Here is a 26,945-nt window from a genome sequence, read left to right as displayed (position 1 = left end):
CCGCCAGCGTTCGTCCTGAGCCAGGATCAAACTCTCCAAGAAAGTTGATTAGCTCATTTGTTACGTTGGCTTAGCTTCATAATTGAAACTAAAGTTTATTGTTTGTTTGCACGATTTTGTTTGTTTAGTTTTCAAAGAACAATTCACTATGTCAGAAGCGACATTTGTTATTATATCAACTCTCTATCACTATGTCAATATAATAATTTAGCTTTTTTTCGCACTCACTTTTAACTAATTAAGCTGTCGTTAAAAGCAACTTTCATATCATAACACCTCCTGTTTACTTTTACAATAGGTAATTTTTCTTTTTATAAAAATTTCATTACAAGACATCTTCCTTTCTTCCATCCTTCATCATGGATTTAGACAAATTGTTATGGGAAGATAATGAAAAAAACCGCTGCAAGTTACATGCAACGGTCTAATCTATTCTCTTTGGTGGTCATTACCTTACTGTAAACCGATAATATCAATTTCTTCCACATCTCTCGATTGGGTGTCAGGCACCTTAGGGAAAGAAATAACTGCCTTAAATAAATCTCCGTCCACGTGGATATTAAATTTCCCCTTTTGAACTTCGATGAGGCTTTTCGCAATTGATAGTCCAAGCCCGCTTCCTTGGCTGGATCTAGATTCATCACCACGCTTAAACCGTTCCATTAATTCGTCTGCTGAGATATTTAACTCATAGGCGGAAATATTCTTAAAGGTAAGCTGAATTTCATTGCCTGCATCCTCAGCATCAATATAAACTCTAGAACCACTGAGTGCATATTTAAAGATATTCGATAATAAGTTTTCAATCGATCTCCAAAGTAATTTTCCATCCGCTTCAATATAAACCTTCTTCTTGGGAAGATTAAGTTTGAATTGCAACTGGGAGGCTTCAATTCTATCATTTACTTCTCCAAGTCCCTGAGTGATTAAAGAGGCAATATCAATTTTCTCAAAATTAACGGAAATATTTCCACTCGTCGCCTTCGCCGCATCAAATAAATCATCAGTTAATAGTTTTAATCTCTTCGATTTTTGATCCAGGATATCGATATATTCAGCAGCTCTTGGTGTAACCTCTTCCCCTTTTAATAAATCCACATAGGTAATGATAGATGTTAACGGTGTTCTAATATCATGAGATACATTGGTGATTAACTCCGTTTTTAACCGCTCACTTTTAAGTTCACGATCAACAGCCTCTTTCAATCCATCCGTGATGCTGTTGATGTTGCTAGCAAGGGTATTTAATTCACCACGGCTAGCCACTTCGATTCGATGATGAAGATTTCCCGCCTTAATTTTTTCCACTCCATCCTGGATGGCTTGAAAACTCTTAACCTTTTTATAAGCAAACCACGCGGCCAGGCCTATAGTAACCGGGAACATAAAAAACGTTAACGCAATCAATACTGGATAACCAATCACAATTAATACTGTCTTGACCCCGACATTCCCTGTCTCATACACATTTCTTACAATCTTTATGAGCTTATGGATGATAGCAAAAATCAGGGTATGCTTAAAGAACGTTTTATTTTTAGCGTGTTTAACCAGTGAGAGAATCAGAATAAACACGGTTGCTGAAATCGGGATGGTGATGGGAATGGCTATTTTATCAATACTTTGGTGCGTCACATTATCCATCATTGTAACCCAAATGGCAATTAGGCTAATGCACAGCACGATATTGATATCATTAAATAGTTTATTCACTGGATGAAGGTGTACATGATCATCTGTAAATGACCTTCTTCCTGTGGTGAGGATAAGATAACTAAATGAAAGGATGAAGCCTAGCAAGAACGCGGCTAAAATATAAAAGTTTTTTGCGGCAACTGCTTTATCTTCCTTCCATTCGTTTATTTTTTGATTTAAAAAGTTGTCTGTAAACGCAACATAAACCACCATCTTATCCTGATTCAATTCCTCTATTGGATCTGTAAGGAAGTGTAATTGCTCATTTTCTTCAATTACTTTCGGATAAATTTCTCTCTTATAATCTTCAAATATCAAATAAGTAGGATACTCTTTAAACTGTCCCTTTTCTGTCTTTGTCGTGTTTGTATAGACATTTACACCATCACTGGCATAAAACAACGGATTTTTCTGCTCCGTGAGTTCTTGCAATAATCTATGATAAGTTCTTAAATCTTCCTTTATCAATCTTTCCTTAACCTGAGCAATCTTGTCAGCGTACTCTTTTTTAAATGCGGAATAGTTCTCCGCTTCCCTTAATTCCGGCCGATAGTTCTTAGAGGAGAGCTCAAAATCGGAATATAACTCCATCGTCTCTACCCTTAACCTTTCTTCACTAATCGAACCGCCCTTTAGAATATTTTCCTCACTCTTGTATTCCCTAAGAAGAGTAGTAAGATTGCCGATAATCTTTTCATTTTCTCTAACATATGCCTTACTTAAAAGATAGTCCTCTTCCATAACCATGCTAAAATAACCATGATTGACAACTTCAACCTGGATCATGGCTTTGATGATCCCTGTAAAACAAACGACTGCGATCATAAAAACAATGATTTTCGTTGTTAATAAGTGGCTATATTTTTTCAACTTTATATCCAACTCCCCACACCACCTTTAAATATTTGGGCTCCTTCGGATTGATTTCGATTTTCTCTCTTATTTTTCTAATATGAACGGATACGGTATTTTCCGGACTAAACGCTGTTTCATTCCATACCCTTTCATAGATATCTTCAATTGAAAAGACTCTTCCCGCGTTCTCCGTCAGCAATTTCAAAATCTTATACTGCACCGGTGTAAGATGGACCACTTCCCCATCGACCGAGATGACTTTACTTTCATCATCTATGACCAGTCCTCCCGTCCGAAAGACATTCCTCTTTGTTTCAAGACTTCCCAATGTGGTATATCTCCGCAGCTGGGACTTGACCCTTGCAATCAACTCCAGCGGATTAAACGGCTTTGTTAGATAGTCATCTGCCCCTAAATTTAATCCGATAATTTTGTCCGAATCCTCCGATTTAGCAGAAAGCATTATCAATGGTATATTATTTTCTTCTCTAATCTTCATCGTAGCCCTTAATCCATCCATCCTAGGCATCATAATATCCATGATAATAAGATGAATCTCATGATTTTTGATGAGATCGATAGCTTCCAAACCATTAAACGCTTTAAATAGGTGATATCCTTCATTTTCTAAATAAATTCCGATCGCATCGACAATTTCCTTATCATCATCACAAACCAACACATTCATGGAAAAAAATTCACTCCCAACTACGTTCTATCACCTTTTAGTATGCCTGCAAAAAGAATCATATCAAGCAAATCTTAACAAACACAGGATATAAATCTTAAGATTTTCTTAACGTCTAGAAAAATAAGGCCTAATATTTAAGTTTTGCAAATCTTTCAATAAAAACAAGGATGGTTCAGCCATTAATCTATCGTATTTGTTATCGGGCCAGCCTGAGAATTATGATGACGTAAAAATTCGCTATGGCAGCTATAGAGCCGAATAGACTGTAATAAAAAAAATGCCTTCCCATTTCGGGTGGCATTTTTTGGTGGACCACTGGGCTTGCCACAGTGACGGTTCTTATGGCGGGCTGTCCTTAAATAAGTAACCAGCGAAAGAAAAAATAAGCGGAGATTTTTCCGTTAGGTACACAACGGACCTCGTTTCGGAGGTAAATAAGGGGAGTTTTTCCGGTTATGCAAAGCAAAATCCCCCATTTTCACGTTTTTCGAGCCAATAGGCGGAATTTCTCCGTTTATTTTAAGCTATTCTTAATGATAATTTCTAAATAAGCGGAATTTTTCCGCCTATTTATCAGATCGAGTGCTTAACCTGATCCCCCAAAACGTTAGGCTGCCACATCTCTACGTGTAAAAATAAGCCAGGAGATCAGATTGAACACGAGGAAATAGACAACAAGCACTCCGATGGAAAAGGACAATGTCATTCCTTCTTGGAAAGGACGACCGCTCAGGTACTGGGTCAGATCGGTGTTGGCAAACAACAGGTACTTACTCCAATCGAACCGATGCAGTACCTGCAGAACCATATTGCCCGCAAACAAAGCGCCGATGGAAAAACCGATAGCCATTGCGCTGCTTCGGAAAGCGGATGAGATCATAAAGGCCATGGTTACGTACATTACCGTGGATACACCGTTCATCATATACGTTTTCCATAGATTGATTACCATATTCCTTTCGACAATCTGCCCGTCAGCAGTCATGTTGACCAACGGTAGATTCATATATCCAAAGCCGTATAAGATTCCGTTCACGGCGACGGATATAACAAATAGAGTGATTAACAAAAGCATGCCGAATAACAGAAAAGAGAGATACTTGGAGACGAGGATTTTGACTCGACTAGCCGGCCTGATGAGCAACAGCTTGATGGTGCCGGTCGAAAATTCGCCTGCCACACTGTCTCCCACAATAATGATTGTGAAAATGGTAATCACGATCATCAAACTGGCTGAACCGTTCACTCCATCCCACATCGTGCCGTCCGTCGAACGAATATTGTGTTCCAAGTGATAGTTGTTGATGGCAATCTGCTGCTGATAGAATGTTCGGTCCTCTTTATCCAGCTTGGGCTGCTTCAGAATTTTGCTCCACTGCTGATTCTCCTGCTGCAGTTCGGCCCGCCAGCCTTCACCTTTCGCCTGTTTTCCATCGGAATGCCATTCCATGATGTTAACAAAAAGTACAAAAGCAGCCATCAATCCGACAAGGATCCATGTTCGTACCCTCCGGTAAATTTTCATATTTTCATTGAGTACTAGATTAAGCAATTTGCCCACCCCCCGTTATTTCCAAGAATCGATCTTCCAGGGACTGGGAAACCATCTCGACGCCATAGATTCGGATATGGTTCTGCATCAGCTCAGCGAGAATATCCGGGATTCGTTCCCGCTCGGTTGTGATCTCTACGATTCCCTCCTGAGTGATCTTAGCCTCCAGAACCCCATCCATCTGCCTCGTGGCCGCCAATGCCTTTTCCGGCGGCTGTGCTTGGATTCGATATGTTTGAGTTTGATCGTTCCCGCGAGTAAAATGCTGAACCGGCATTACATTGACCAGCTTGCCCTGTTGAAGGATGGCAACACGGTCACACATCAGCTCCATCTCGGACAACAGATGGCTGGAGACGATAACCGTGATTCCTTCCGTACGGGTCAAATGCCGCAAGTAATCGCGCAGCTCGCGAATCCCCGCCGGGTCAAGACCGTTCGTCGGTTCATCGAGAATCAACAAGGACGGCCGATGCAGCAATGCCTGGGCGACTCCCAGACGCTGACGCATACCGAGCGAGTACTTTTTGACTTTGTCATGGATACGATTTTCCAACTTCACCAGCTCCACTACCTCGTCAATACGTTCCTTGGTTACCCCCGGCACCATGCGGGCGTAATGAACAAGGTTGTGGTAACCGCTCAGATATTTGTACATTTCAGGGCTTTCCACGATGGCACCGACGTGGCGGATCGCTTGCTCGAATTCAGTTTTGATATTTTTTCCCTTGATAAGTATCTGTCCCTTGGTAATCGACATCAGTCCGACGATCATGCGGATTGTCGTTGTTTTACCGGCCCCATTTGGACCAAGGAAGCCGAAAATTTCACCTTGTGGTACGTCAAATGTAAGATCGTCGATGAGGGTGGTCCGGCCAATTCTTTTAGTCACATTACGCAAGCTGATAATTGGTTCGTTGCTCATACATGTCCTCCTTAAATGATAGATTTAAACGTCTTGTCATTTTGTTAGCAAATGTTAACTATCCATGCTTATTTATCCTTAACGGATACCCAATCTCCCCTTTATTTTTCGTCCTGAAATCAGGATACCCAGCAAATCTTAACAAGCCCATGATAAAAATCTTAATATTTTCTTAATGTGGAAAACACAGGGACGGTCCCTTGATTTATCTTCCTTCTATTCTCCCGTCTCCGTAGAAATGGATTTGGGCCTCTTGTCCGTTTGTTAGTATTCTTTTATCCATGAGTGTCTTCGTCAGGTTTGTATTCTAAAATATCCCCCGGCTGACACTCTAAAGCCTTACAAATCGCCTCTAGAGTAGAAAATCGAACCGCTTTTGCCTTTCCATTTTTCAAGATAGAAAGATTAGCCATCGTGATTCCAACCCTCTCCGAAAGTTCTGTAACGCTCATTTTCCGTTTCGCCAGCATCACATCAATATTGATTATAATTGCCATTGTTATCACCTCAGACGATTAAGTCATTTTCCGATTTTATATCAATCGCTTCTTGTAAAAGTCTTTGAAGAACAGCCGCGAATACTGCGATGACCACGGAGGCAAAGATAGGGACCATTCCGATGATTATGAGCCCTGGTGCATCATCTAGTTCTGCTAAGAAATAAACAAATGGCAGAATGATCACATACACCCCACTAATGATCAGTGCATAGAATTTGATCTTCTTTAGGGCCTGCACAGACAATTCAGAGAAAGCCTGGTTTTTGTCAATATAGCTTAGAAGTTTAAACGCCTGATACAATGCAGCGAAAAACGGTATCATAGATACATACATCCCTATTACAATCGGATATAGTATGTGATCATAATCTGGATTTACTGGATTCTTAGCTAACCAAGACATCCCAAATATACACAAAGCAAGAACAGGAACTCCCATAAGAAAAACAGCCATCTTTAAAAAGAGTGTTGATCCTCGTTTCATAAAAAGCACCCCACTAAGTTTTTTTCAAATTGATTATAAGATATAATTTATTGATTTTCAATAAATTTTTAATCCTACTTAATAATTTATTATCGATTTATCAAATACATTTAAATTTTATAAAATAAAAAAGCATTCCTGATTAAAGGAAATGCCCACTATAACTTTAACTATTTAATTTATAACTTTATTTATATTGCTAATTACCTAGTAATATCCTATTATGGAAATTAGATTTCAATATTAGGAGTGGGATAAAATTGAAAAAGTTAGTTACTATTTTACTATCTTTGGGGTTAGTTTTTGGTTTATCTTTTAGTTTGACTGATTCTGCAGAGGCAAAAGTAAAGATTAAAACTTACAAAAACTGTACTGCTTTGAATAAGGACTTTAAAGGTGGCGTGGCACGTTCATCGAAGGTTAAAAACAAAGGTGGAAAAACTAAGTACAAGCCTTATGTTTCAAAAGCACTGTATGACAAAAATAAAAAAAGTGACCGCGATAAAGATTTAATTGCATGTGAGCGTTAATAGGTGAGACTCTAGGAGGACTGATGATCAGTCCTCTTTTCGTTGCTCTCAAACTAGATTCACATCCTATTTCTACACGAAAGATAGAATGAATTCGACCAAATTCGATTTATGCTATACTATTCAAACGTTTGGTTAAAACAGGCGCATCTATTTATTTATAAGCTTTTACCATTTAATTATCGAAAAAAAATTGTCGATAATTCCGCAGGAAATAACCCACCATTCTCCAAAATCAGATGGGAATCTCTCAACCTTCCATTATTCTACTAAAACCCCGGCTTTTCGATACTAAACAAACGTTTGGTTAAAAATTGCCTCGGCACGCTTCACATAATAGTTTTCTCACTCTAAATGGCCAAAAAGATTGTCGAGCGATGTCTTCAAAAACCACTCCCTAAAAATGTCCCTTTGGCCTCCACCCCTCGTTTCCAAATTGATATGAAAAATAGCTTAAAATGCTAAAATTGGCCTCAAATTTCAAATTTGACACCCAAAATGACGCTTTTCACTATAAAAACGGCTCCAAATTTGAAATTTAGTCGTTCGATTTGTGCTGCTAAAACCGCTATCGTGAAGGTGCTGAAATTGTTGATTTAGCAATTGGAAAGCGCAAACTAAGCGGTGGAAGGGTGTTTGGAAATGGTGGGTTTAAAGTCAGGCAATATTGAGGGATTCGAGCAGTTTTCACAATTTAGTTCGCTGAAGGAATTGAATACACATATTGAGAAGTGGTTAACCGTCCACAAGCATGATTTTTCTAAAGGGGAATTGGTTGGGTTTAAGCGGCTGGTTCGTTTTTCTGCAAAAATACCTGGCGTATGTAATGCCAAAATTGGAACGGTCTTAAAAGCGATTCACGAAGAATACAACCTTAATGGAATCTCGCGCTCTACCTTTAAACGAATGATTCTTAAAGCAAAGGATTTGGGAATTCTAACCGTTTATGAAACAGAAAGAAAGAATGGTTCGCAATCTAGTAACTTATATATCATCAATCGATTTCCTGCAAATGAACCACCTAAAGAGGAAATCTTGGACCACCCTAAAGAAACTAATAATCTTTTAAAAACTGAAAAAGATCAAAAGATAAAAGAACGTAAAGAAGAAGCGTCCGAATTAGACCATACCTATGTGAGTGACCGAGTTCCACAGCCTTTTGTCCAGCTAGTAAAATGCTTTTTTCCTGAAGCAAAGACCATCGAAGAGTATTGGAGAACAGTAAATATTGCTGCATCCAGTTACAGATGGGAACTTGATCTACATCAAATCCAAGATGTTGCCATCCAATCCTTTAAGCAGCTCATTAGGAAGATGAAGTTCAACAGAAATGTAAGAAATCCATTCGCCTATTTTTTTGGAATCGCGGAGAATAAGTTTTGCGTACTTTTTCATGAAGTACTTAGGGATAAGTATGATCTATGTGATACGGAAATGGAGTTTAGTCTAGGTTTGAGCAAGAATTATAAACTTTGATTAGAATTCGTATCAGCTGTCACCAATGCTTAAAATCAGTTTTGCAAAGTATTCCCGTTATAAACGTCATATTAGGGTTGCCCCTTACGGGACATTGGCCATATTTGGGCATCCATTCATCCACTATATAAACTAGGGTAAGTAACAATAGGCCCATTTCAGTTAATGTCTGGAATGGACCCTACGGTTTTTGTTATGTGAACAACATGAAATCATTTCTATTCACCTGAATCAATATATCTCACGATTTTCTCGCAAATTTCATGGGTAATCAGTGAATCATCAATAGATGGTTCAGGTGTGTTATTATTTTGAACGCAATCAATAAAATGATCTACTAATTGATAAAAACCACGTTTATACAGAGTTGGCTCCCAGTCACCGAATTTTGAAATATTTATTTCTTTATTATGATAGTGAGTTGTTTCGACGAGACTGTTTACGACGTATTTATCATGTCCAGTCATGTATTCAATGATTTCTTCTGTAACCCCGCTATTTCTGTTCATGATCCCGATAACGGTACATCCTTCTCCGATGAGCGTGATGACCAAATGTTCAAGCATTTCACCATTTTTAAGGTACTCAACTTTGACATCCTTGACCTCAGTATCCATCAAAAACCTAAGTGTATCGACTACATGGATAAAATCTTCCACAACAAACCTTCGCACAAAGTCTGGAGCTGAAAATCTGTTTTTTTGCATGATAATTAAGTTGGCTTTCCCCTTTTCTTTCAGCTCTTTGACTTTCGGTATAAACCTTCTATTAAAACCCACCATGGCGATCTTACCGCTCTCTTTTGCAAGCTTGGCGATGGTTCTGGTTTCATGAATATTCATCGATATCGGTTTGTCTATGTATGTATGGATCCCATTTCTGAGCAATGTTTCAGCTATCTCAAAATGGGCCTCTGTAGCAGTACTCACAATGGCTGCATCGATACCCATCATGATCAGTTCTTCTACAGACTGAACCTTTTCTTGAATCCTATATTTTTTTGATAAGCTGTTTAACGTGTCTTGATTTCTTGTACAAAGCACTAATTCAATACCTTCTTTTTCCGAAAGAACAGGCAGATAGGCTTTTTGAGCAATATCACCCAACCCAATAATTCCAACTTTCATCTTCTTCACCCCATTATTAGACACTAATGAAAATTATACGGTTATAGAAACTTTTTATCAATTTGGGGTCAGTCCCCCGCTCAGGTAAAAGTTTAACGTGTTAAAGTGAATGATCCTTCAACAAATTTGCGGTAGTTCTCTTTTGGTGATTCTGGAAAATGAGATAAGATTTTTGTGGTTGTAATATGAGGATTAACAAAATCCGATATGAAAGCAGTATAGCTGCTCCACCGGTATTCACTTGGGGATTTGACCATGTTTGCCTCTACAGGATTCAAATGAATATACCTACTAACATCTAAGAAATAGGCTTGGGAATCAATAAGTTCTGCTCCATATCTTCCTTGAAAAACATGGCCTACTAGTTCATGACGTTTATTAAAATACATTGCATATCTAGAATTTAGCATTTTCATCATATCTTTTGGATGGTGGTCAATGGTTTCGATTTGTAGATGAACGTGGTTTGTCATGAGACAGTATGTGTGGAGATGAAAAGGATAACAACGACGAGCTTCTTCTAAGATCTTAAAGTAGACTATACAATCATAATCATCATAAAAAATAGATGACCTTCGATTGCCACGATTTGTAATATGATACATGGCACCAGGAAACCAAACGCGATGTTTTCTCGACAATTGAGCATAACGCCTCTCTTTCTATCATTATTCTTTTTACCTAATACATTATTCAACAAAATCCACTTTTTTCCTCTATATTTCGATAAAAATTTATTACACAAAAAAAAAACAAATATACTTTTGTCCTATATCACATTAACGCGTTAAACTTTTAGCTTAGTGGGGGTCTGACCCCCCACATGAATACTTTTTAAAAATATAAGGAAATTAATATATATGTGAAGAAAAAGGAGGAAAATGAGGTGATTCGTGTTAGAAGGGGTCCTTTAAAGAAGAAGATAGCGAAGGATCATAAAGCACCACATCAGACTTTATCACAGGACATCCCTTTATCGAAAACACTTGAAAGAAATATACAATTCTTTTCCTCTCTGTACAAGGATAGTTCAGATGTCGTTTTTCGTTCTTTTGTTGTTAATGGAAAGGACGCCGCCATTATCTATATAGAAGGATTAACTGATACTCAAAAGCTAGAACAACAAGTGCTTGAGACACTGTTAGATAAAAGTGAATTTGATGAAACAGACTTCCTGTTTTCTATAAAAAATAGATTACCCATTTCAAACATCAACAGGGTCACTACGATTCCCGCCTGTATTGATGCCATTGGCACTGGAAACCCAGTTTTGCTGTTTGATGGATTTGAAGAGGCTTTTTCATTAGGTTTACTGAAATTTGAAAAACGCTCAATTGAAGAGCCACAGGCTGAAACCTCTGTTCGAGGACCAAGAGAAGGTTTCACTGAATCTCTTGGTGTAAATACATCTTTATTGCGTCGGATTATTAAAGACCCTGCTCTGAAAATGAAGACCGTCCATATAGGAAAATATACGAAGACCAAGGTTGTGATTTCTTTTATAGAGGGATTAGCAGATAAAACTCTGATTGAGGAATTTGAAAATCGTCTTAACCGAATTAATATTGATGGGGTGTTGGAAAGTGGATATATCGAACAATTCATTGAGGATAATCCCTATTCGCCCTTTCCGCAAATTTTGTATACGGAGCGTCCTGATGTGGTTTGTGCTAATTTACTAGAGGGCAGAGCCGTTTTGCTGATTGAAGGGACCCCCTTTTCCTTAGTGGCACCAGTGAGTTTTTTTAGTTTATTTCAATCCCAAGAGGACTATTACGAACGATTTTGGATAGGGACATTTATCCGATCTCTCAGGTTTCTTTTTTTAGTAATATCCTTATTTTTCCCTTCCCTATATGTTGCCATTATAACATTTCATCAGGAAATGATCCCATCAGACCTGTTGCTAAGTATAGCTTCCGCTAGAGAAGGCGTCCCCTTTCCCGGCATAGTTGAAGCGATTATGATGGAAATTACCTTTGAAGCATTGAGGGAGGCTGGAATACGTCTTCCTAGACAAGTCGGTTCAGCTGTCAGTATTGTAGGGGCACTTGTCATTGGACAGGCAGCTGTTCAAGCAGGGATTGTTTCTGCACCCATGATTATCGTGGTGAGTATCACAGGGATTGCTTCCTTTATGGTCCCTCGCTATTCAATTGGTCTAGCCATCCGATTACTAAGGTTCCCAATCATCATTCTTGCAGGCTTTGCAGGGTTAATCGGTGTCATGCTTGCGTTAATTGTGCTCGTTATCCATCTATCAACGTTAAGATCATTTGGGCTCCCTTACTTGAGTCCTATCGCTACACTACAAAAACATCCGTTGAAGGATACGCTCATTCGTTCTCCTTTATGGAAAATGAACAGCCGTCCTCACCTGACAGGAGAATTTAATGCGGTAAGACAAGGAACAAATGTAAAGCCTGGTCCTAATAATAGCAATGAATAAGGCATGAATGGCGGTGAAATGAACATGCTAGAAAAGGGTAAAATATCAAACCTTCAAATGGAGATTATGATGGTTCCAACCATTATTGCTACAGGTGTTCTTTCCATTCCGTCTATCGCTGGAAAATTTGCGCAGCATGATATGTGGATGACGCCGATCGTAGGCTCTTTAATCGGTTTTATAACCGTATACATCGTTTGGAAGCTCCATCAATTATTTCCAAAGTTGAATCCCATACAATATAGTGAAAAAATTCTTGGGAAAGCAGTCGGAAAGCTATTTGGGTTTTTCCTCGTTTCCTTTTATATTCATAATACAGGGCTAATCATCAGACAATATTCTGATTTCATCACCGGTAACGTGATGCTTGAAACCCCTAGCCTTGTATTTTCCATCAGCATCATGTTTGTAAGCGCACTAGCAGTGCGGGGCGGGATTGAAGTGATTGCCCGATCCGCCGTTATTTGCACGACATTATACCTAAGTACATCTGTGTCTCTCCTATTATTAATGAAGGATATTGATGTTACTTTTATGCTTCCTATTCTAGAGAATGGGGTCCTCCCGGTTATGAAGGGAGGATTTGCACAAACAGCATGGTTCAGTGAATTTTTTCTTTTAGCATTCATTTATCCTTTTATCAATAGTCCCAAAAAGGGTCTAAAGTCAGGGATGAAAGCGGCCCTTTTCGTCATGCTTATTCTTTTATATATTCATTTTTTTGTACTCACTTTATTAGGTGTTTCATCCGTCAATCAATTATATCCTGTATACTCGGTCGTCCGTGCCATAAATGTAATGGGATTTTTTGAAAACTTTGAAGTCATCATTACAGCTTCCTGGGTACTCGGGAATTTTGTTAAAGTAACTGTTTTTTTATATGTAGCTAGTTTGGGGCTTGCGCAATTATTAAGACTTTCCAATTACCGGCTGGTTGTGTTTCCCTTAAGTCTGCTTATCATTTTATTAAGTTATTGGGACATTCCTAATATTGTCGTATTAGTAGACTACTTTACAAGAATTCATCCTTTTTATTTCGTTATGGTTCAGACAATCCTGCCCCTTTTCTTGCTCATCATTGCACTGGTCCGCAGGAAAAGGAGTGAGAGCCGTTGAAGAAGATTCTACTTTCCATCATGTGCTTTTGTATTCCCACTCTTTCTGGCTGCTGGGATCAAGTGGAACTTCCAGATCTCGCCATTATTACGGCGGCGGCCATCGACCGGCTAGAAGATGGAAAAACTAAAATCTCAGTCCAGCTATTTATCCCACGTGCCATTGTAAGCGGACAAACAGGAGAGGATCCAAGTGCAGCCTCCACCTTTGTTCGTGAAGGAACAGGAGATAATCTTGCAAATGCCATTTCCAAGTTACAACTCAATGTACCCAGAAGACTGTTCTGGGGTCAATGTAAAGTTTATATTTTTGGAGACGAGCTGGCTAAAAACGGTATACGCGAGCAAATAGACTATTTAGCTCGCCATCCCAAACCAAGAGGCAATTCACTACTATATGTAAGTAATGGGAAAGCAAGTGAAATTCTTACATTAATTCCACCTTTAGAAAGGTATTCAGGGGTTGCACTGAGTAAATTATCACAACATGAATATGGAATGATTACGACACTAAGAGATGTCGACATGGGGTTAATGGGCGAGAGTGAGAGCGTGTCTATGCCTTATATAAAAACGTTGATCTCAAAGGAGAAGGCTAGGAAATTATATGAAACCATACCTGTTATTGAGGGAACGGCTGTGTATAAGAAGGATAAAATGGTCGGAACGTTAAACATGAAGGAGACCCGTGGCTTACTATGGTTAAAGGACGAGGTGAAAAGGAGCACCATATCCGTTAAGCCGAAAGGTGAGGACGGTAAAATTACGATGACACCTTCGTTAGGAAAGATGAGTTTTAGACCTAAAATCAAAGGTAATCGCTGGATGATGCATCTAAATATTTCGATTGAGGGAGATATTGTTCAAAACGAAACGCATCTAAACCTTATGAATGAAGATGTCATAATGAATATCCAGGAAGAATATGAAGCCGCCCTAAAGGAAAGAGTAGCCCAAACAGTTGAAAAGCTTCAAAAAGAATTCAAAGCAGATGTCATCGATTTTGGGAGGAAATTTCATCAACAATACCCGAACGAGTGGAAAAAAGTAGAGGACCGATGGGAAGAAAAGTTCCCAGAAGTCGAGGTTCATATAACAGTGAATGCAAAAATAAGAAGACCTGGTTACATTGGCCCGCCCGCAGCCCTTCCTAGAGACGAGGTGAAGGAGTAATGCAATGGAGTTGGGGCACAGTATTCGGCATACAAGGACTTATTGTGATCATTGTGTTATTCGAGTGGAAGAGACTCAAAAAAGCGTCGAAGGCAGATCGAATAACATTTATAGCTATCCTGCTATTATCAGAATTGGTTTCCTTTTTCAACCTAGAAAACATACCAGGACCTCTCACTCTTCTTCAAAACATTTTTGGTCCTTTAAGAAAAATAATGGAGTAAAGCTTTTAAAGGGTCAGTCCCCCACTGCTTTAACGCAGTGGGGGACTGACCCTTTTTTTCCTATCACCTTAAGCCAGTGGCAGCCTAATCTCAGCCGTTGTACCTTGATTTTCTTTACTTTCAAATTTCAGTGTTCCTTTATGTTGTCTTATAATCCTGAAACAGGTCATCACCCCTAATCCCGTCCCTTTTTCTTTGTTGCTATAGAAAGGTTCACCTAGTCTTTTTAATCGTTCTTCGCTTATTCCGATCCCATTATCCCTTATCTGGATGGTGAGATGTTCTTGATTGATAAAAGCTTTGACTTCTATGAAACCATTATTCTTTTTATCCGTTGCTTCAAAACTATTCTTGCAAAGATTGATTAATACTTGTTTCATTTGATTGGCATCACACATAACCAATGGGAGATCCGTTTCCATTTCAACTGAAAAGTCAACATCATTAAGGATCGTTTCTGATTCGAGTAATGTTTCAATTTCTTTTAACAATGAAGGGATATGAACTAACTTAGGTTGGATTTCTTGTGGTTTGGCAAGAGAAAGAAATTCTTTTATGATCTCCTCAATCCGATTAAACTCCGTCAGGATGACGTTAAAGTATTCATGTTTTACAATACCTTCTTGGAATAATTGGATAAACCCTTTTATAGATGTTAGTGGATTTCTAATCTCATGTGCAACCCCTGCGGCCAACTCACCAACTAATGACAACTTCTCAGCATTCCATAGCATTTCTTCCGCTTTTCTTTTCTCTGTAATATCTTTTGCTACAACCATAATGTGTTCAAATTCGTCATTTTCATCTACGACAGGTGTTCCTGTACAATCAAATAACTTCCATTCACCATTTGCATGTAACAGCCTCACCTCAGCTTTTGCAGGTAATTTAGTCCTGATCACCTCCGCGAATTGGTCCATAGCCGCGTCCACATCCTCAGGATGAATAAGATTTAACGTACTATTTCCTTCAAAATATTCTGGTGTGTACCCAAGGACGGATTCGTGTGATGGGGATGCATAGATTCCTTTCCTATTTAAATCGAATAAAATAATTAAATCTGTCATGTTTTCAGCAATCAACCGATATTTACTTTCACTCTCAAGCAAGGCTTTTTCAGCATTCTTACGGTCGGTAATATCGATACATGAGCCAATTACCTCCACCACTTCACCACCACGTTTAATGGGTCTTAACGCGACTAGATATGAAATTCCATTAAGCTCATCTTCATAATGAACATGTTCTTCCCCATTCCACGCTCTTTGGTAGTATACTTGCTTATTCTCTACTTTCTCTTTCGGAAGAAAATCACTCAACTGTTTTCCTACTACAAGACTCGGAATAAGGCCAAAGCGATACAATAATTCACCATCACACAAGGTGTGAATAAATTTGCCGTTTATTTTTTTATATTTAAAGGTCATCCCCTGCTGCAGGCGAATCGTTTCATTTAATTCTTTTTTTGCGATACGTACTAATTCTTCGGACCACATGCGTTCATTAACATCCTGCGAGATCCCATAATCCTTGACTATTTTCTGAATGCTAACAATCATATTTTCTAATTCGTTTGCTGAAAGTGGTTTGGTGAATAGAAACCCTTGTCCTTCATCACAAAGATGTTCCTGCAAAAACATTAGTTGCTCCTTTGTTTCTATTCCTTCAGCAACCACGTTTAAATTCAAATTATGGGCCATTGAAATAATGGTTTTTACAATCGTTTCATCATTCGAATTATTTTGCAGTCCCCGTACAAAGGACTGATCAATTTTCAAAGTATCCAAAGGAAACTTTTGTAAATAATTTAAAGAACTAAAGCCTGTCCCAAAATCATCAATACTAAGGCGAACTCCAAGACTTTTAAGCTTTTGTAAGGTTGTAATGGTGCGTTCTATATTCGCTGTTATGCTTTCGGTAATCTCTAATTCTAAATATTGGGGCTCCAGCCTTGTCTCGTTCAGGATCCTAGCAACTGTTTCATCTAAATTAGAAAGTGTAAATTGCTTGGCTGATAGATTGACAGAAATCGTGGTGGTAAATCCTTTTTGCTGCCACTCTTTATTTTGCTTACAAGCAGTGTATAACGCCCACTCACCAATAGGAATTATTAATCCTGTTTCCTCTGCAATCGGAATAAAGTTTCCAGGTGCTACTTGGCCCCATTCTGGATGATTCCAGCGGATTAATGCTTCTACACCTACAATTTTCCCTGTTTTTAAACTCATTTTCGGCTGATAATGGAGGAGTAACTCCTCTTGTTGAATCGCTTTATGAAGATCCATTTCCAATACCAGGGGATTTATAATGGAAGCCTGATTATTCGATGAATAAAACTTAAAATGATTTTTCCCTTCCTTTTTAGCTTGGTACATGGCAAAATCAGCATGCTTAATTAAGGTTTCCACCGTTTCTCCATCTTCTGGGAATATACTGACCCCCATGCTCGGACGAGTATAAATATCATAATTTTGAATCCTAAATGGAGCAGCCACCACATCTACCATTCTCCTGCACACTTTTGCAGCCACATCTCGATCAGCGTCTTTTAGAATGATAATAAATTCATCCCCGCCTTGCCTAAAAACGATGTCTTTATCTTTTAAAGAAAAGGTAAGCCGTTTGGCTACTTCTTTAAGCAATTCGTCTCCTGTATTGTGACCCAGGGTATCATTGACCACTTTAAACCGATCAAGATCCATAAATAAAACAGCCAATTTTTGTTTTCTTTTTGCCGCACTGACCAGTTCGCTTGTTAGACTTGAATTTAACTTATTGCGATTTGGCAAACCTGTTAAATAATCATGGTAAGCCATATGTTCATTTGCTATTTCTATTTCCACTTGTTTGGTAATGTTCTGGGCAATCCCAAAAACACCATTTACTTCTCCATTTACGAAAATAGGTACCACTGTCACATTTAAATGAATGATGGAACCCTTCCGATTTAATATAGAGGTTCTAAAATTTTGTGCCTCGCCTTTTATGCATCGTACAAAATGATCTAAACCTTCTTCTAGTTTTTCAGGGACAATTATTTCCTTAAAATTCATCGGTTTTAATAATTCTTCCTTACGATACCCCGTTTCTTCTGCACAAACACTATTACAGCTAGTAAAATTACCATCTAAATCAAACGAGTAAACACTATTGGCATTATGTTCAAATAGTGATTTATACCGTTGGTCATTTTTATCTAATTGTTCAAGCAAGGCTTTCTTCTCTGTAATATCTATTCCAACCGCCAGAATGGCTGGTTTCCCATTAAATAAAATTTTGGTTCCAGATGCTTCTACATCTATGGTCTTTCCATCTAAGGTAATTAATTTACATTCACTTGGGCTGACTTTTCCATTGACTAACGCTTCCTTAAAACGGTCCGATAAGATCTGCCTACTGTCCGGATGAATAAAGTCAAAGAGATCCCTGCCAACCAGCTGATCATCATAAACGGCACCAAGCCCCTCTAATCCAGCTTGATTTACAAGAACGATTCTTCCTTCTTGATGAACAATAATAGGAGTTGGTGAAACTTCTACTAAACTTCGGTATCGGTCTTCACTTTCTATTAGTGAACGATAACTGTTTTCGGTCATTTTAAGCTGTTCTTGTAATTTCAAAGTTTCTCTTTTTTGTAAAGTTATGTCATGTACAGAACCGCTTATGGCGATAACCTTTCCTACTTCATCTAAGATTGGATGCGAACGATCTTGCACCCATCGAACTTCACCATCGGAACGAATGATTCGATATTCTACATCTGTTGACTCCCCTACTAATTGCCTGCTTATTGCATTTTCAATCATCCATTTGTCTTCCGAATAAACCGACTCTAACCATATTAGAGAATTCTCGAAGAAATATTTTTGCGGATACCCATATATGGAAGCAATACCTTTAGAAACCCATAAAGTATCCTCTTGTAAGTCTTTATACCAAATCGTAAGTTCTGGGCTATCTAAAATTTTATGTGCTGTATTTTCTTCGAATAGGGAAGCAATAGATCCAACATTCATTTGAATACCCCAATCTAAATGTATTAAAAAAATAAGGCTATTTCTTTTAGAAATAGCCGATGAGATCGTATCATTATTCGGTAACCCGGCGATCATCGTTATGGTTTATAACCTTAGACCCGTAGCTTTGCGTCCTCATCTTTCAGTAAGTTTGCCTCTATCGAATTTTAGGGTCCAATTACAGTATTTTCTGAAACTATTATACTATTTTTGATAATAAAATAAACCCCCATTGATTAGGGAATATCGGTAAATCTTTCCAAAACCAATTTCGAACTCAAATGATGATTTATTTCATTTACAAAAGATTTATCAAAGAAAATGCCTCAGATAATTTAAGGAAGAGTAGACCGTACTGAAATCATCAATTGATGTGACAAGCACCAATTTTAATCCTCAATCCCAATCTCGGTGAAGTCTTCCTCCCCCTCTACAGGAATAGATGTTGAAGCGCTAGATGACTCATCTTCTTCAGGCTTGTCCGCTTCGTTTGTACCAGTTGGTGGTTTTTCCATTCCCTCCATGTCGGACTTTATTTTTTCTATTTCTTCTTTTACTCCCTCCGTTATTCTGCTAGGTATAACATCTTTTCCATAGGTCGCTCCAATATTAAGGGCACCGCTCAACGAATGAATGCCAATCTGGCCAAAGTTATTGTGCTGCTCATATTTATCTAAATAAAATTTATCAATATATAAAGTTTTGATAATAGGATTCTGATTCTGCTGAATCTCCTCACTTTCTTTTTTCTCCCATTTTTGCAGCATTTGATTATGCTTTTCTACTAGTTCCCCTATTTGAGTGATGATCCCAGCTTGTACCTCATTAACAGTTTCATAATTTTTCTCCAGCTCCCGGACTCTCATGTTTATAAGTGAGGAGAGGGAGTCACTCTGGTCTTGCCCATCGCTCCTATTTTCCCGCAGACGATAACTATTCGCACTCATAGCTCTTTCTGATTGACTAGCCTTTTGTGTCAAAATAATTTCTTTAACCATATTCTCAAGGCGGTCGATCCTCTGTGACAGCTCATTGATTTTTTGTACTGGTAGATTATTTTCAGCGTTCCTTTTTGAGTGAAACTCCTGTTCAGACTTAATTGCTTCCACCTTTTTCTGCTCTGTCCAAGATCGCCTGTCTTTCACTTGTTTGTCTGTTCCAACCATCGAAAGCCGAAGTTGTTTTTCAAATTCCAAAAATTTTTTCATTTGGACTTCAAGCGCATTTATCCGCAAAATTTGCTTATCGTAATCATTTGCACTGTTTATCGAATTTTCCTTATTATTTCCGCCGAATATCCCTTTAATAGGCATAGTAAATCCTCGCAAACTATTATTTATTTTCCTTTATGACAACCAGCGTCAGAAATACTGAAAATTGATTATTCAATTGGCACCCGTTCTTCGTTAGAATATTGCCGTTTATAGGAAATGATCAACAAGCCATTGCTAAACTTTGCACGAACTTGATTGGGTAATACAGGTTCTGGAAGCTGGATGATTCGTTGGAAATCTCCATTATATCTTTCTTGTTGTACCAGCTCCCCTTTCATGAGACTTTTTTTACTTCCTTTTATTAAAATCTTGATGCCTGATACAGACAACTGAATATCTTCCTTTAAATAACCAGGCAGATCGGCGACCAATATAACCTCTTCGTCTGTCATATAGATATCGGTTGGCGGAAAATTTTTTCCCCTCACAGGTTCTGAATTCGTCTCTCCGGGTTGACCAAAGTCAAAATTACTTTTCATAAAATCATCAAAGGAGGGCTGCTCAAAAATACCATTCCAAAAGTCATTGGATTGATACTTCTTTGCTAAATCCATCCATTGTAGCATCTTATTCATATCCATGTATGGATCCCCCTCAGAAGAAGTTAAAGCTGGGCCAATTATAAGTGTGCATCTTATACCATCGTATTTATGATTTATCAAATCATTCACGGAAATAGGATTATTACATAAAAAAATTTAAACGATGTTCCTATTACTGTTCTCTAAACTTAATGTCCTAACATAATCATCATGTGTCCCGCATAGGCTTTAAGTATCCCGGGATTTGAATGGAAAGGATTCTGGTCTATGTTCTTTTTACCAACGACTATAAATATTAAAGGTATCAAACTGAATAATGTTGATCATTTAAGTCAAGTATCATTTAATTCAACGATTATTCAAAACAAAAATGTAAGTGCAAAGAAAAACCAAGGAATTGGCCAGCAAATGGCAGATGGTACACTGAGAGCTTTCACAGTCTCTTCAACAATTGATAACGAGCCTCAGGATAGCATGTCACAAAAAACAACGAATTAAAAATGCTTAGGAGGGTTTTATGTCTGGTCCGGTTCCTTACATCAACATTAATATTAATATCATAAAGGTAAACTCTTTTGAGAATGCCTCAGCCATCAATGTCGGGCAAAACCTACTGGCTGAATGGCATAATTCAGACAAAAAAAATATGGGCTTAGGCCAAAATATGGGAGACGGAAGTAACTTTCTAGGTACAAGAAGTTTTGTTGATGACCGTGATCAACTGGATTCCAACTCTACCTTTGACTCGACGTCTAAAATTCCAATTCCAGGAGTGAGCCCATGACATTTGCGCCTGCGACACTTAACATTTTAGGTATTAAAATTAATGCCATTGACCATGGTGCAGTGGTAAATCTAGGGCCAAGTCAGCACCTGGACTTGTTTGTCTCATTTAAGCGTAATCAAGGAATTGGAGAACAAAACGGCGACTTATCCCCTACTCTGTTATCAACTTCTTGGGTGTTTGACAATGATTTAGTTGATAGTTCATCTGTAAAATCAAGTATCCTATAGCAATTTGTCCCATCGTCCAGAGCTTGGGGGTATACAATAAAAAATAGGAGTGTTTACATGTTTTTTATTTCTCCGATGGTCATCAATGTGTTGGGCGTTAAAATTAATAGCCTTGACAATGGAGCAGTTGCAAATACGGGTTCGTTACAAGTAATTGACCAATTTGTAACTTATAAGCGAAATCAGGCATTTGGAGAAGTACTCGGTGACTTGTCTCCTGTAAACCTCTCATCCAATACCGTCATTGACCCCGATGTTAGTGATAGCAATGCAGTTAAAAATAGTGTGGTTTGATACTTTTCTTATATAAAAAGGCGATTTCTAATCATTATTAGAAATCGCCTTTTTATAATTACTTTGAGTGGGGTCTGACCCCCTGACAATCTTCCACAAGTTTCCCCTCTAATCAAACGTTTGATTAGTTCCCCTCTAGCCATTGATTTATCTAACTTAGTCCTCCATTATGTAAAAATAAATTGTTGAAACATGCACGAAAAATAGAAGAAAGATGTCGTAAATTCTGTTATCGTCACCACCCGACACTCTTTCGACGAAATACCATATAGGCTATACTATTCAAACGTTTGGTTAAACTTCTGCAAGTACTGATGTATATGAATTCTCGCAGCAAAGTAGACAAGAAAGGTGTCGAAGAGAATTTGTTAATTTCGCAGGAAATAACCCATCTTTCAACAAAAACAGATGGGTTTTTCATAAACTTACAATATTCTATTAATCTCCCGCATTTTCGAAACTACACAAACGTTTAATTAAATGTTTCCTTAGCCCGCATCATTCCTAGATTTTTCACTTTAAAAACCTGAGAAAAATGTCAAACTACAAACGTACCTACAGCCATTGAGATTCAGTCATATCACTTTCGTAACTAGTCGTATTCAATTGCGCGCCACCAAAATTCAAACAAGTTTGATTATTGTCATATCATGAAGGCCCATAAGGTAGTCTTTTACCGTATACTTGACTATGGTGACAGGAAGACGATTTCCCTAAGAGCGGAGAGGATTATGATGAAAGTGGTAACAAAGTTTAAAATTGATGAGCTGGAGATTATTAAGATCTACACTGGCAAAAGTTTAACCATTACAGTCGAAATCTTCACCGTTCCTGACGGCTACAAAAGCTTTGCAACTAATTCCTACGAAAGCCATGATTCTTTAACAGGAATCGGATTTCATAAAGATAAAAAACAGAGTGTCAAACTAGCTGTCAACGATTTACACCATTTGATGGCTGAGTATGAGGAAGAATAGTACACAGAAACGTTAAAACCACGCTGGAACAACTGCATGGTTTTTATATCTTATTAGATACACACAATATCGCCATACAGTATTTAATATCTTTTGATTGTACAAACTAACATTATTCTAAATTTTGGAGGGAGGATTTAAATGAAAGACACTCACAAGGAAAATACCAAAATTGTTTCTAATGATGCAATAAAAGGGAAGCCCTATCTTGATATTGATCGTGTAATTACTGAGGGGAAATCTGGACATTCGCAAAAAGATAGATAATCTCTAGAAACGCCACAGGGGAAGTTCTCATGGCTTCTTATTAAGGTTAGAGTGTCAAACACAACCTTCCCCTCGGCTCCTCTTCCGCTGCCTCTAGAAAATCGACCTACTCTTCAGTTTCAAAACGCTTATTTATTTTATGATAGAGATCCGTACCTTTAGGGATACTATATAGCTCCTTTTCTCCATCGAATTTTATTCCGATCCCTCCGCTCGGTTGTTTCCATATACGATAAGTACCTACAATATACTCGTTGCCACTTTCCTTCTTGATAATCTGCTTTTCCACGTTTAACCCTCCTTTAGATCGTTTTCCCAGTATTCTATTCTAAATAGTAATTCTTTGCCAGAGTACTTACAAGTAATAGATTCAAACCGCAATTGGCCCGAACCTGCATCCTTCCTAATCTATTAAATCCAAATTCAGTACAAATGTCGATAGCTGTCTTCTTTGGAGGGATTATGTTAACTAAATAAACTAGAATAATTCTGAATTTTTTGTTAAGTTAAAACTATCCACTATCATTAGGGGGGAATGAATTGACAAAAGTATCAATCGTTATTGGAATTGTTTTGGCCATTTTAATAGGCGTAAAATACGGAGGATTTGAATTAGTAGACAATGCGGCCGAACCTGAAAAAAAGCAAGAGAAAGTAGAAGCGAAAGCTGTTCAAGATACTGCCAGTAAAGAGAAAAAGAAAGTGGACAAGCAACAAACAGCCAAAATTGGCGGAATTCAATATGATATTGGGATTGATGATAGTAGCTCACAAGATGCGGTTATTGAAGTGATGCACAAAATGACTCATCAAAAAGTGAAAGCGAAAGAAAAGTGGGGAGCCATTCCTATGATCCCCGATACAATTAATCAAGTTTATAACATTGTGGAGAACAGTCAGTTCGAACAAAAAGATGAATTGCTAGCCATTTTATCTAAATGGAAAAAGGGCACTTTTTCAGAAATAGATGATGACCACAACTATTTCTGGACCTACCAAGGAGGGACGGTCGGCGAAGCTTATGGAATCATGAGCAAATCAGAAGAAGAAGCGTTCATCCTAAATAACTTCAAAGAAGAAGATCTTGTAAGTGAAGCAAGCTCCCAGTAATGAAAAAGGGTCAGTCCCCCACTGCTTTAAAGCAGCGGGGGACTGACCCCTTTTTTATGCTCGGCGCATATAGGCACGTACTGTAATAGGTGCAAAGATCGCTACTATGACAGCAGCCCCAATGAGGGAGATGCCGAAATCCATGCCAACGGTTCCAGAATTGGCAAGCTCTCTGACAGCAGTCACAAGATGTGAAACTGGGTTGAACTTCACGAACCACTGAAGCCAATTAGGCATGGTCTCAACTGGAACAAAGGCGTTAGAAAGGAACGTAAGTGGGAACAGCACGAGCATCGAGATTCCTTGTACACTTGAAGCCGTCCGTGCAATCACACCGAAGAAGGCGAAAATCCAGCTAATTGCCCAAGAGCACACAATCACAAGCAGGCCAGCGATGGCAACAAAACCTAGACCACCATCAGGTCTGTACCCCATAATATATCCCATAACAAAAGTAAGCACAGTAGCAATGGTGTACCGAATGTTATCTGCCAGCAACGCCCCTGCTAACGGAGCAATACGAGCAATCGGCAAGGACTTAAATCGATCAAATACGCCTTTATCCATGTCCTCACGCAACTGGACGCCAGTCACAATTGAAGTTGAAATCACCGTTTGAACGAGGATACCAGGAATAATGACGGGTAAATAGTTCTGCACGTTCCCAGAGATAGCCCCGCCGAAAATGTAAGTAAACATCAGAGTGAAAATGATTGGCTGGAGCGTAACATCAAACAACTGTTCAGGTGTGCGGCGAATTTTCAACAACCCACGATAGGCCATGGTAAACGAGTTACGGACTGCTTGACTGAAGCTTGTGTTATTTTTTAACTGGCGATCAGAAAACGACTTCACCGTATTGTTTTTCATATGCCAACCTCCACTTCTTCTCCCGATTTACCTGGCAATTTTGATGTGTCGTCTACCCCATGACCAGTAATATTCAGAAAAACTTCATCGAGTGTTGGTTTTTGCACACTCAACTCAGCCAATTGGATTCCTGACTCACGGAAAGCGATAAGTAAGTCAGTCACTTTATTGGCATCCGCCATTGGTGCAATAATCTTCACACCTTCGGACGACACACTGGACTTAACTTTGAGTACCCGTTCAACCGTTTGACGAGCGTCCTCCATATCTTTTGTATTTTCCAATCTCAATTGTAACGATGAGTTCCCAACTGACGCTTTTAATTCGTCCACAGTTCCCTCGGCAACCACTTTGCCATGATCGATAACCGCTATCCTATCCGCAAGTTCATCTGCCTCTTGCAAGTATTGTGTAGTTAACAATACCGTGGAACCCATCTTTACCAATCGGCGGATGGTCTCCCACATTTGATTACGTGTTCGCGGATCCAGCCCAGTCGTCGGCTCATCCAAGAAGATAAGCGGCGGCTGTGTAATGAGACTTGCCGCTAAATCTAATCTGCGCCGCATACCACCAGAGAAATTTTTCAAAGGACGTTTGGCAGCTTCTGTTAATCCAAATTCTTCTAACAGCTCGTTTGCCTTACGCTTTGATTCTGCACGTCCTAGTCCCAACAGTCGAGAAAAGATGACCAAATTCTCCGTAGCACTAAGTGTCTCATCTACCGATGCGTACTGGCCAGTCACTCCAATGAGTTGCCGTACGATTTGTGCCTCTTTCACTACATCGTATCCAAAGATTCTTGCTGAACCCTCATCTGATCGTAAAAGTGTCGCCAGCATTCTGATTGTGGTTGTTTTCCCCGCTCCATTGGGACCAAGCACGCCATAGATCGTACCAGCACGTACGTTCAAATCTACCCCATCAACAGCACGGTTGTCGCCAAACGTTTTTACAAGGCCATGCGCTTCCACCGCCCAATCTCCATTTTCCGGAAATGCAGTTTTTCTATTGATAAGATTCATTTCATTTCCTCCCCCTCTAACTGAATACATATGAGAGTACCAAACATTTGTGAATTCAAGATGAACGAAAAAAAAAGGGTCAGTCCCCCACTACGTTAAAGCAGTGGGGGACTGACCCCTAAGAGGTTAAGGAAGATTTAGTTGCCAAGAAACTCCGAAGCGGTCATTGACCCAGCCAAACTTTTTGCTGAAGCCATAATTGTTTAATGGCATAAGTGCTTGTCCACCTTCCAAAAGTTTCTCATAAAGATCGACAAGTTCTTCTTCATTACTACAAGTAACAAAGCTTGAGAAAGAAGGTGTAAAGGAGAATTGGTGTTTGACAAAACTGTCAATACACATAAATTCTTGCCCTTTTAAGGTAAAAGTAGCCTGCATTACAGTGCCTTCTGGTCCAGCTTCATTAGCCCCATATCTAATAATGTTTGTAATTCGAGAATCCTCAAAGATGGAAATATAAAAATTCATCGCTTCTTCTGCGTTGCTATCTTGAAACATTAAAAACGGTGTTATTTTTTCCACTTATATCACCCTCCTCATTTATGTACTTACATTTATTATAATTGATTTTCTTAAGGAACTAAACGTCCCCCTTTTAAAAGAGTAACCAGCGAAAGGAAAATAACCGGAGATTTTTCGGTTAAATGCAGAATGGAGCTCGTTTCAGGCTAAATAAGGGAAGGTTTTAGTCAAGCCCATTATTATGTGTAAATTCATTCCTGATGAAAAACAATGTTAAGCAGCTGATTTATTTTTTGTG

27 protein-coding genes and 1 riboswitch are annotated in these 26,945 nt (G+C 38.7%); of the genes, 12 read left to right on the top strand and 15 right to left on the bottom strand.

The window, feature by feature from the left end:
• Positions 1–453: 453 nt before the first annotated feature.
• The 6 genes from FS608_RS28950 to FS608_RS28925 all read right to left on the bottom strand — a co-directional run bounded on the left by FS608_RS28950 (position 454) and on the right by FS608_RS28925 (position 6,702).
• Positions 454–2,577, bottom strand: coding sequence for a HAMP domain-containing sensor histidine kinase (locus FS608_RS28950; protein ID WP_144556013.1), 2,124 nt, complete (start codon positions 2,575–2,577; stop codon positions 454–456).
• Complete coding sequence (locus FS608_RS28945) at positions 2,552–3,238, bottom strand: response regulator transcription factor (protein WP_144556012.1); 687 nt, start codon at positions 3,236–3,238, stop codon at positions 2,552–2,554. The genes FS608_RS28950 and FS608_RS28945 overlap by 26 nt, the downstream gene beginning before the upstream one ends.
• Before the next feature lie 610 nt (positions 3,239–3,848).
• A complete protein-coding gene (locus FS608_RS28940; protein ID WP_144556011.1) occupies positions 3,849–4,793 on the bottom strand; it encodes an ABC transporter permease in 945 nt (314 codons plus the stop codon).
• Entirely contained in the window at positions 4,786–5,718 is a 933-nt protein-coding gene (locus FS608_RS28935) for an ABC transporter ATP-binding protein (RefSeq protein ID WP_144556010.1), read from the bottom strand. Before FS608_RS28935 ends, FS608_RS28940 begins: the two co-directional genes overlap by 8 nt.
• 275 nt (positions 5,719–5,993) lie before the next feature.
• Positions 5,994–6,215 (bottom strand): helix-turn-helix domain-containing protein, encoded by a 222-nt coding sequence (locus FS608_RS28930; protein WP_144556009.1) that lies wholly within the window; start codon positions 6,213–6,215, stop codon positions 5,994–5,996.
• Positions 6,216–6,225: 10 nt separating this feature from the next.
• Positions 6,226–6,702, bottom strand: a complete 477-nt coding sequence (locus tag FS608_RS28925) for a DUF2975 domain-containing protein (RefSeq protein ID WP_144556008.1) — start codon at positions 6,700–6,702, stop codon at positions 6,226–6,228.
• A 260-nt stretch (positions 6,703–6,962) separates the two neighbouring features.
• On the opposite strand from FS608_RS28925, the gene FS608_RS28920 reads away from it, so the two are divergent.
• Both FS608_RS28920 and FS608_RS28915 read left to right on the top strand, forming a co-directional pair.
• Positions 6,963–7,232 (top strand): excalibur calcium-binding domain-containing protein, encoded by a 270-nt coding sequence (locus FS608_RS28920; protein ID WP_144556007.1) that lies wholly within the window; start codon positions 6,963–6,965, stop codon positions 7,230–7,232.
• 642 nt (positions 7,233–7,874) lie between these two features.
• Positions 7,875–8,708 (top strand): hypothetical protein, encoded by an 834-nt coding sequence (locus FS608_RS28915; RefSeq protein ID WP_260871861.1) that lies wholly within the window; start codon positions 7,875–7,877, stop codon positions 8,706–8,708.
• 218 nt (positions 8,709–8,926) lie between these two features.
• Here FS608_RS28915 and FS608_RS28910 read toward each other — a convergent pair whose 3' ends face one another.
• Positions 8,927–9,835 (bottom strand): Gfo/Idh/MocA family protein, encoded by a 909-nt coding sequence (locus FS608_RS28910; RefSeq protein WP_144556006.1) that lies wholly within the window; start codon positions 9,833–9,835, stop codon positions 8,927–8,929.
• A 92-nt stretch (positions 9,836–9,927) separates the two neighbouring features.
• Complete coding sequence (locus FS608_RS28905; protein WP_144556005.1) at positions 9,928–10,476, bottom strand: transposase; 549 nt, start codon at positions 10,474–10,476, stop codon at positions 9,928–9,930.
• A 245-nt stretch (positions 10,477–10,721) separates the two neighbouring features.
• Here FS608_RS28905 and FS608_RS28900 point away from each other — a divergent pair, with 245 nt between their 5' ends.
• The 3 genes from FS608_RS28900 to FS608_RS28890 are packed head-to-tail and all read left to right on the top strand — an operon-like array spanning position 10,722 to position 14,572.
• Positions 10,722–12,284: a spore germination protein gene (locus FS608_RS28900; RefSeq protein ID WP_144556004.1), complete on the top strand. Its 1,563-nt coding sequence runs from the start codon at positions 10,722–10,724 to the stop codon at positions 12,282–12,284.
• 3 nt (positions 12,285–12,287) lie between these two features.
• The gene (locus FS608_RS28895; protein ID WP_144556003.1) at positions 12,288–13,400 is read left to right on the top strand and encodes a GerAB/ArcD/ProY family transporter; all 1,113 of its coding nucleotides are present in this window, start codon (positions 12,288–12,290) and stop codon (positions 13,398–13,400) included.
• The gene (locus tag FS608_RS28890; protein ID WP_144556002.1) at positions 13,397–14,572 is read left to right on the top strand and encodes a Ger(x)C family spore germination protein; all 1,176 of its coding nucleotides are present in this window, start codon (positions 13,397–13,399) and stop codon (positions 14,570–14,572) included. Before FS608_RS28895 ends, FS608_RS28890 begins: the two co-directional genes overlap by 4 nt.
• 292 nt (positions 14,573–14,864) lie before the next feature.
• On the opposite strand, the gene FS608_RS28885 is transcribed toward FS608_RS28890, so the two are convergent.
• The 3 genes from FS608_RS28885 to FS608_RS28875 form a co-directional block, all read right to left on the bottom strand.
• Positions 14,865–18,812, bottom strand: coding sequence for a PAS domain S-box protein (locus tag FS608_RS28885; RefSeq protein ID WP_144556001.1), 3,948 nt, complete (start codon positions 18,810–18,812; stop codon positions 14,865–14,867).
• A 76-nt stretch (positions 18,813–18,888) separates the two neighbouring features.
• Positions 18,889–18,978, bottom strand: a riboswitch (cyclic di-GMP riboswitch).
• Between the two features lie 223 nt (positions 18,979–19,201).
• Positions 19,202–20,020, bottom strand: a complete 819-nt coding sequence (locus FS608_RS28880; RefSeq protein ID WP_144556000.1) for a hypothetical protein — start codon at positions 20,018–20,020, stop codon at positions 19,202–19,204.
• Between the two features lie 173 nt (positions 20,021–20,193).
• Complete coding sequence (locus FS608_RS28875; protein ID WP_144555999.1) at positions 20,194–20,667, bottom strand: Hsp20/alpha crystallin family protein; 474 nt, start codon at positions 20,665–20,667, stop codon at positions 20,194–20,196.
• Positions 20,668–20,895: 228 nt separating this feature from the next.
• Here FS608_RS28875 and FS608_RS28870 point away from each other — a divergent pair, with 228 nt between their 5' ends.
• From FS608_RS28870 to FS608_RS31555, 6 genes are all read left to right on the top strand, one after another.
• On the top strand, positions 20,896–21,126 hold the full coding sequence (locus FS608_RS28870; RefSeq protein WP_144555998.1) for a hypothetical protein: 231 nt from the start codon (positions 20,896–20,898) through the stop codon (positions 21,124–21,126).
• Between the two features lie 19 nt (positions 21,127–21,145).
• Positions 21,146–21,412 (top strand): hypothetical protein, encoded by a 267-nt coding sequence (locus FS608_RS28865; RefSeq protein WP_144555997.1) that lies wholly within the window; start codon positions 21,146–21,148, stop codon positions 21,410–21,412.
• Positions 21,409–21,642, top strand: coding sequence for a hypothetical protein (locus FS608_RS28860; RefSeq protein WP_144555996.1), 234 nt, complete (start codon positions 21,409–21,411; stop codon positions 21,640–21,642). The genes FS608_RS28865 and FS608_RS28860 overlap by 4 nt, the downstream gene beginning before the upstream one ends.
• 57 nt (positions 21,643–21,699) lie before the next feature.
• Positions 21,700–21,936 carry a spore germination protein gene (locus FS608_RS28855; RefSeq protein ID WP_144555995.1) on the top strand — a complete coding sequence of 79 codons (237 nt, stop codon included), beginning with the start codon at positions 21,700–21,702 and terminating at the stop codon, positions 21,934–21,936.
• A 734-nt stretch (positions 21,937–22,670) separates the two neighbouring features.
• Positions 22,671–22,913 (top strand): hypothetical protein, encoded by a 243-nt coding sequence (locus FS608_RS28850; protein ID WP_144555994.1) that lies wholly within the window; start codon positions 22,671–22,673, stop codon positions 22,911–22,913.
• Between the two features lie 141 nt (positions 22,914–23,054).
• A complete protein-coding gene (locus FS608_RS31555; protein WP_260871860.1) occupies positions 23,055–23,180 on the top strand; it encodes a hypothetical protein in 126 nt (41 codons plus the stop codon).
• Between the two features lie 106 nt (positions 23,181–23,286).
• On the opposite strand, the gene FS608_RS28845 is transcribed toward FS608_RS31555, so the two are convergent.
• Positions 23,287–23,469, bottom strand: a complete 183-nt coding sequence (locus tag FS608_RS28845; RefSeq protein WP_144555993.1) for a hypothetical protein — start codon at positions 23,467–23,469, stop codon at positions 23,287–23,289.
• Positions 23,470–23,720: 251 nt separating this feature from the next.
• Between FS608_RS28845 and FS608_RS28840 the strand changes: the two genes are divergently transcribed.
• Complete coding sequence (locus tag FS608_RS28840; protein WP_144555992.1) at positions 23,721–24,290, top strand: DUF6241 domain-containing protein; 570 nt, start codon at positions 23,721–23,723, stop codon at positions 24,288–24,290.
• 54 nt (positions 24,291–24,344) lie between these two features.
• Here FS608_RS28840 and FS608_RS28835 read toward each other — a convergent pair whose 3' ends face one another.
• The 3 genes from FS608_RS28835 to FS608_RS28825 form a co-directional block, all read right to left on the bottom strand.
• A complete protein-coding gene (locus tag FS608_RS28835) occupies positions 24,345–25,160 on the bottom strand; it encodes an ABC transporter permease (RefSeq protein WP_144555991.1) in 816 nt (271 codons plus the stop codon).
• Positions 25,157–26,185: an ATP-binding cassette domain-containing protein gene (locus FS608_RS28830; RefSeq protein WP_144555990.1), complete on the bottom strand. Its 1,029-nt coding sequence runs from the start codon at positions 26,183–26,185 to the stop codon at positions 25,157–25,159. Before FS608_RS28830 ends, FS608_RS28835 begins: the two co-directional genes overlap by 4 nt.
• 126 nt (positions 26,186–26,311) lie before the next feature.
• A complete protein-coding gene (locus FS608_RS28825) occupies positions 26,312–26,707 on the bottom strand; it encodes a VOC family protein (protein WP_144555989.1) in 396 nt (131 codons plus the stop codon).
• Between the last annotated feature and the right edge of the window lie 238 nt (positions 26,708–26,945).

This window comes from Bacillus sp. X1(2014) (assembly GCF_007678255.1).
Note: the sequence above shows the minus strand (reverse complement) of the source record. Positions and strands in the feature narration are given on the sequence as shown.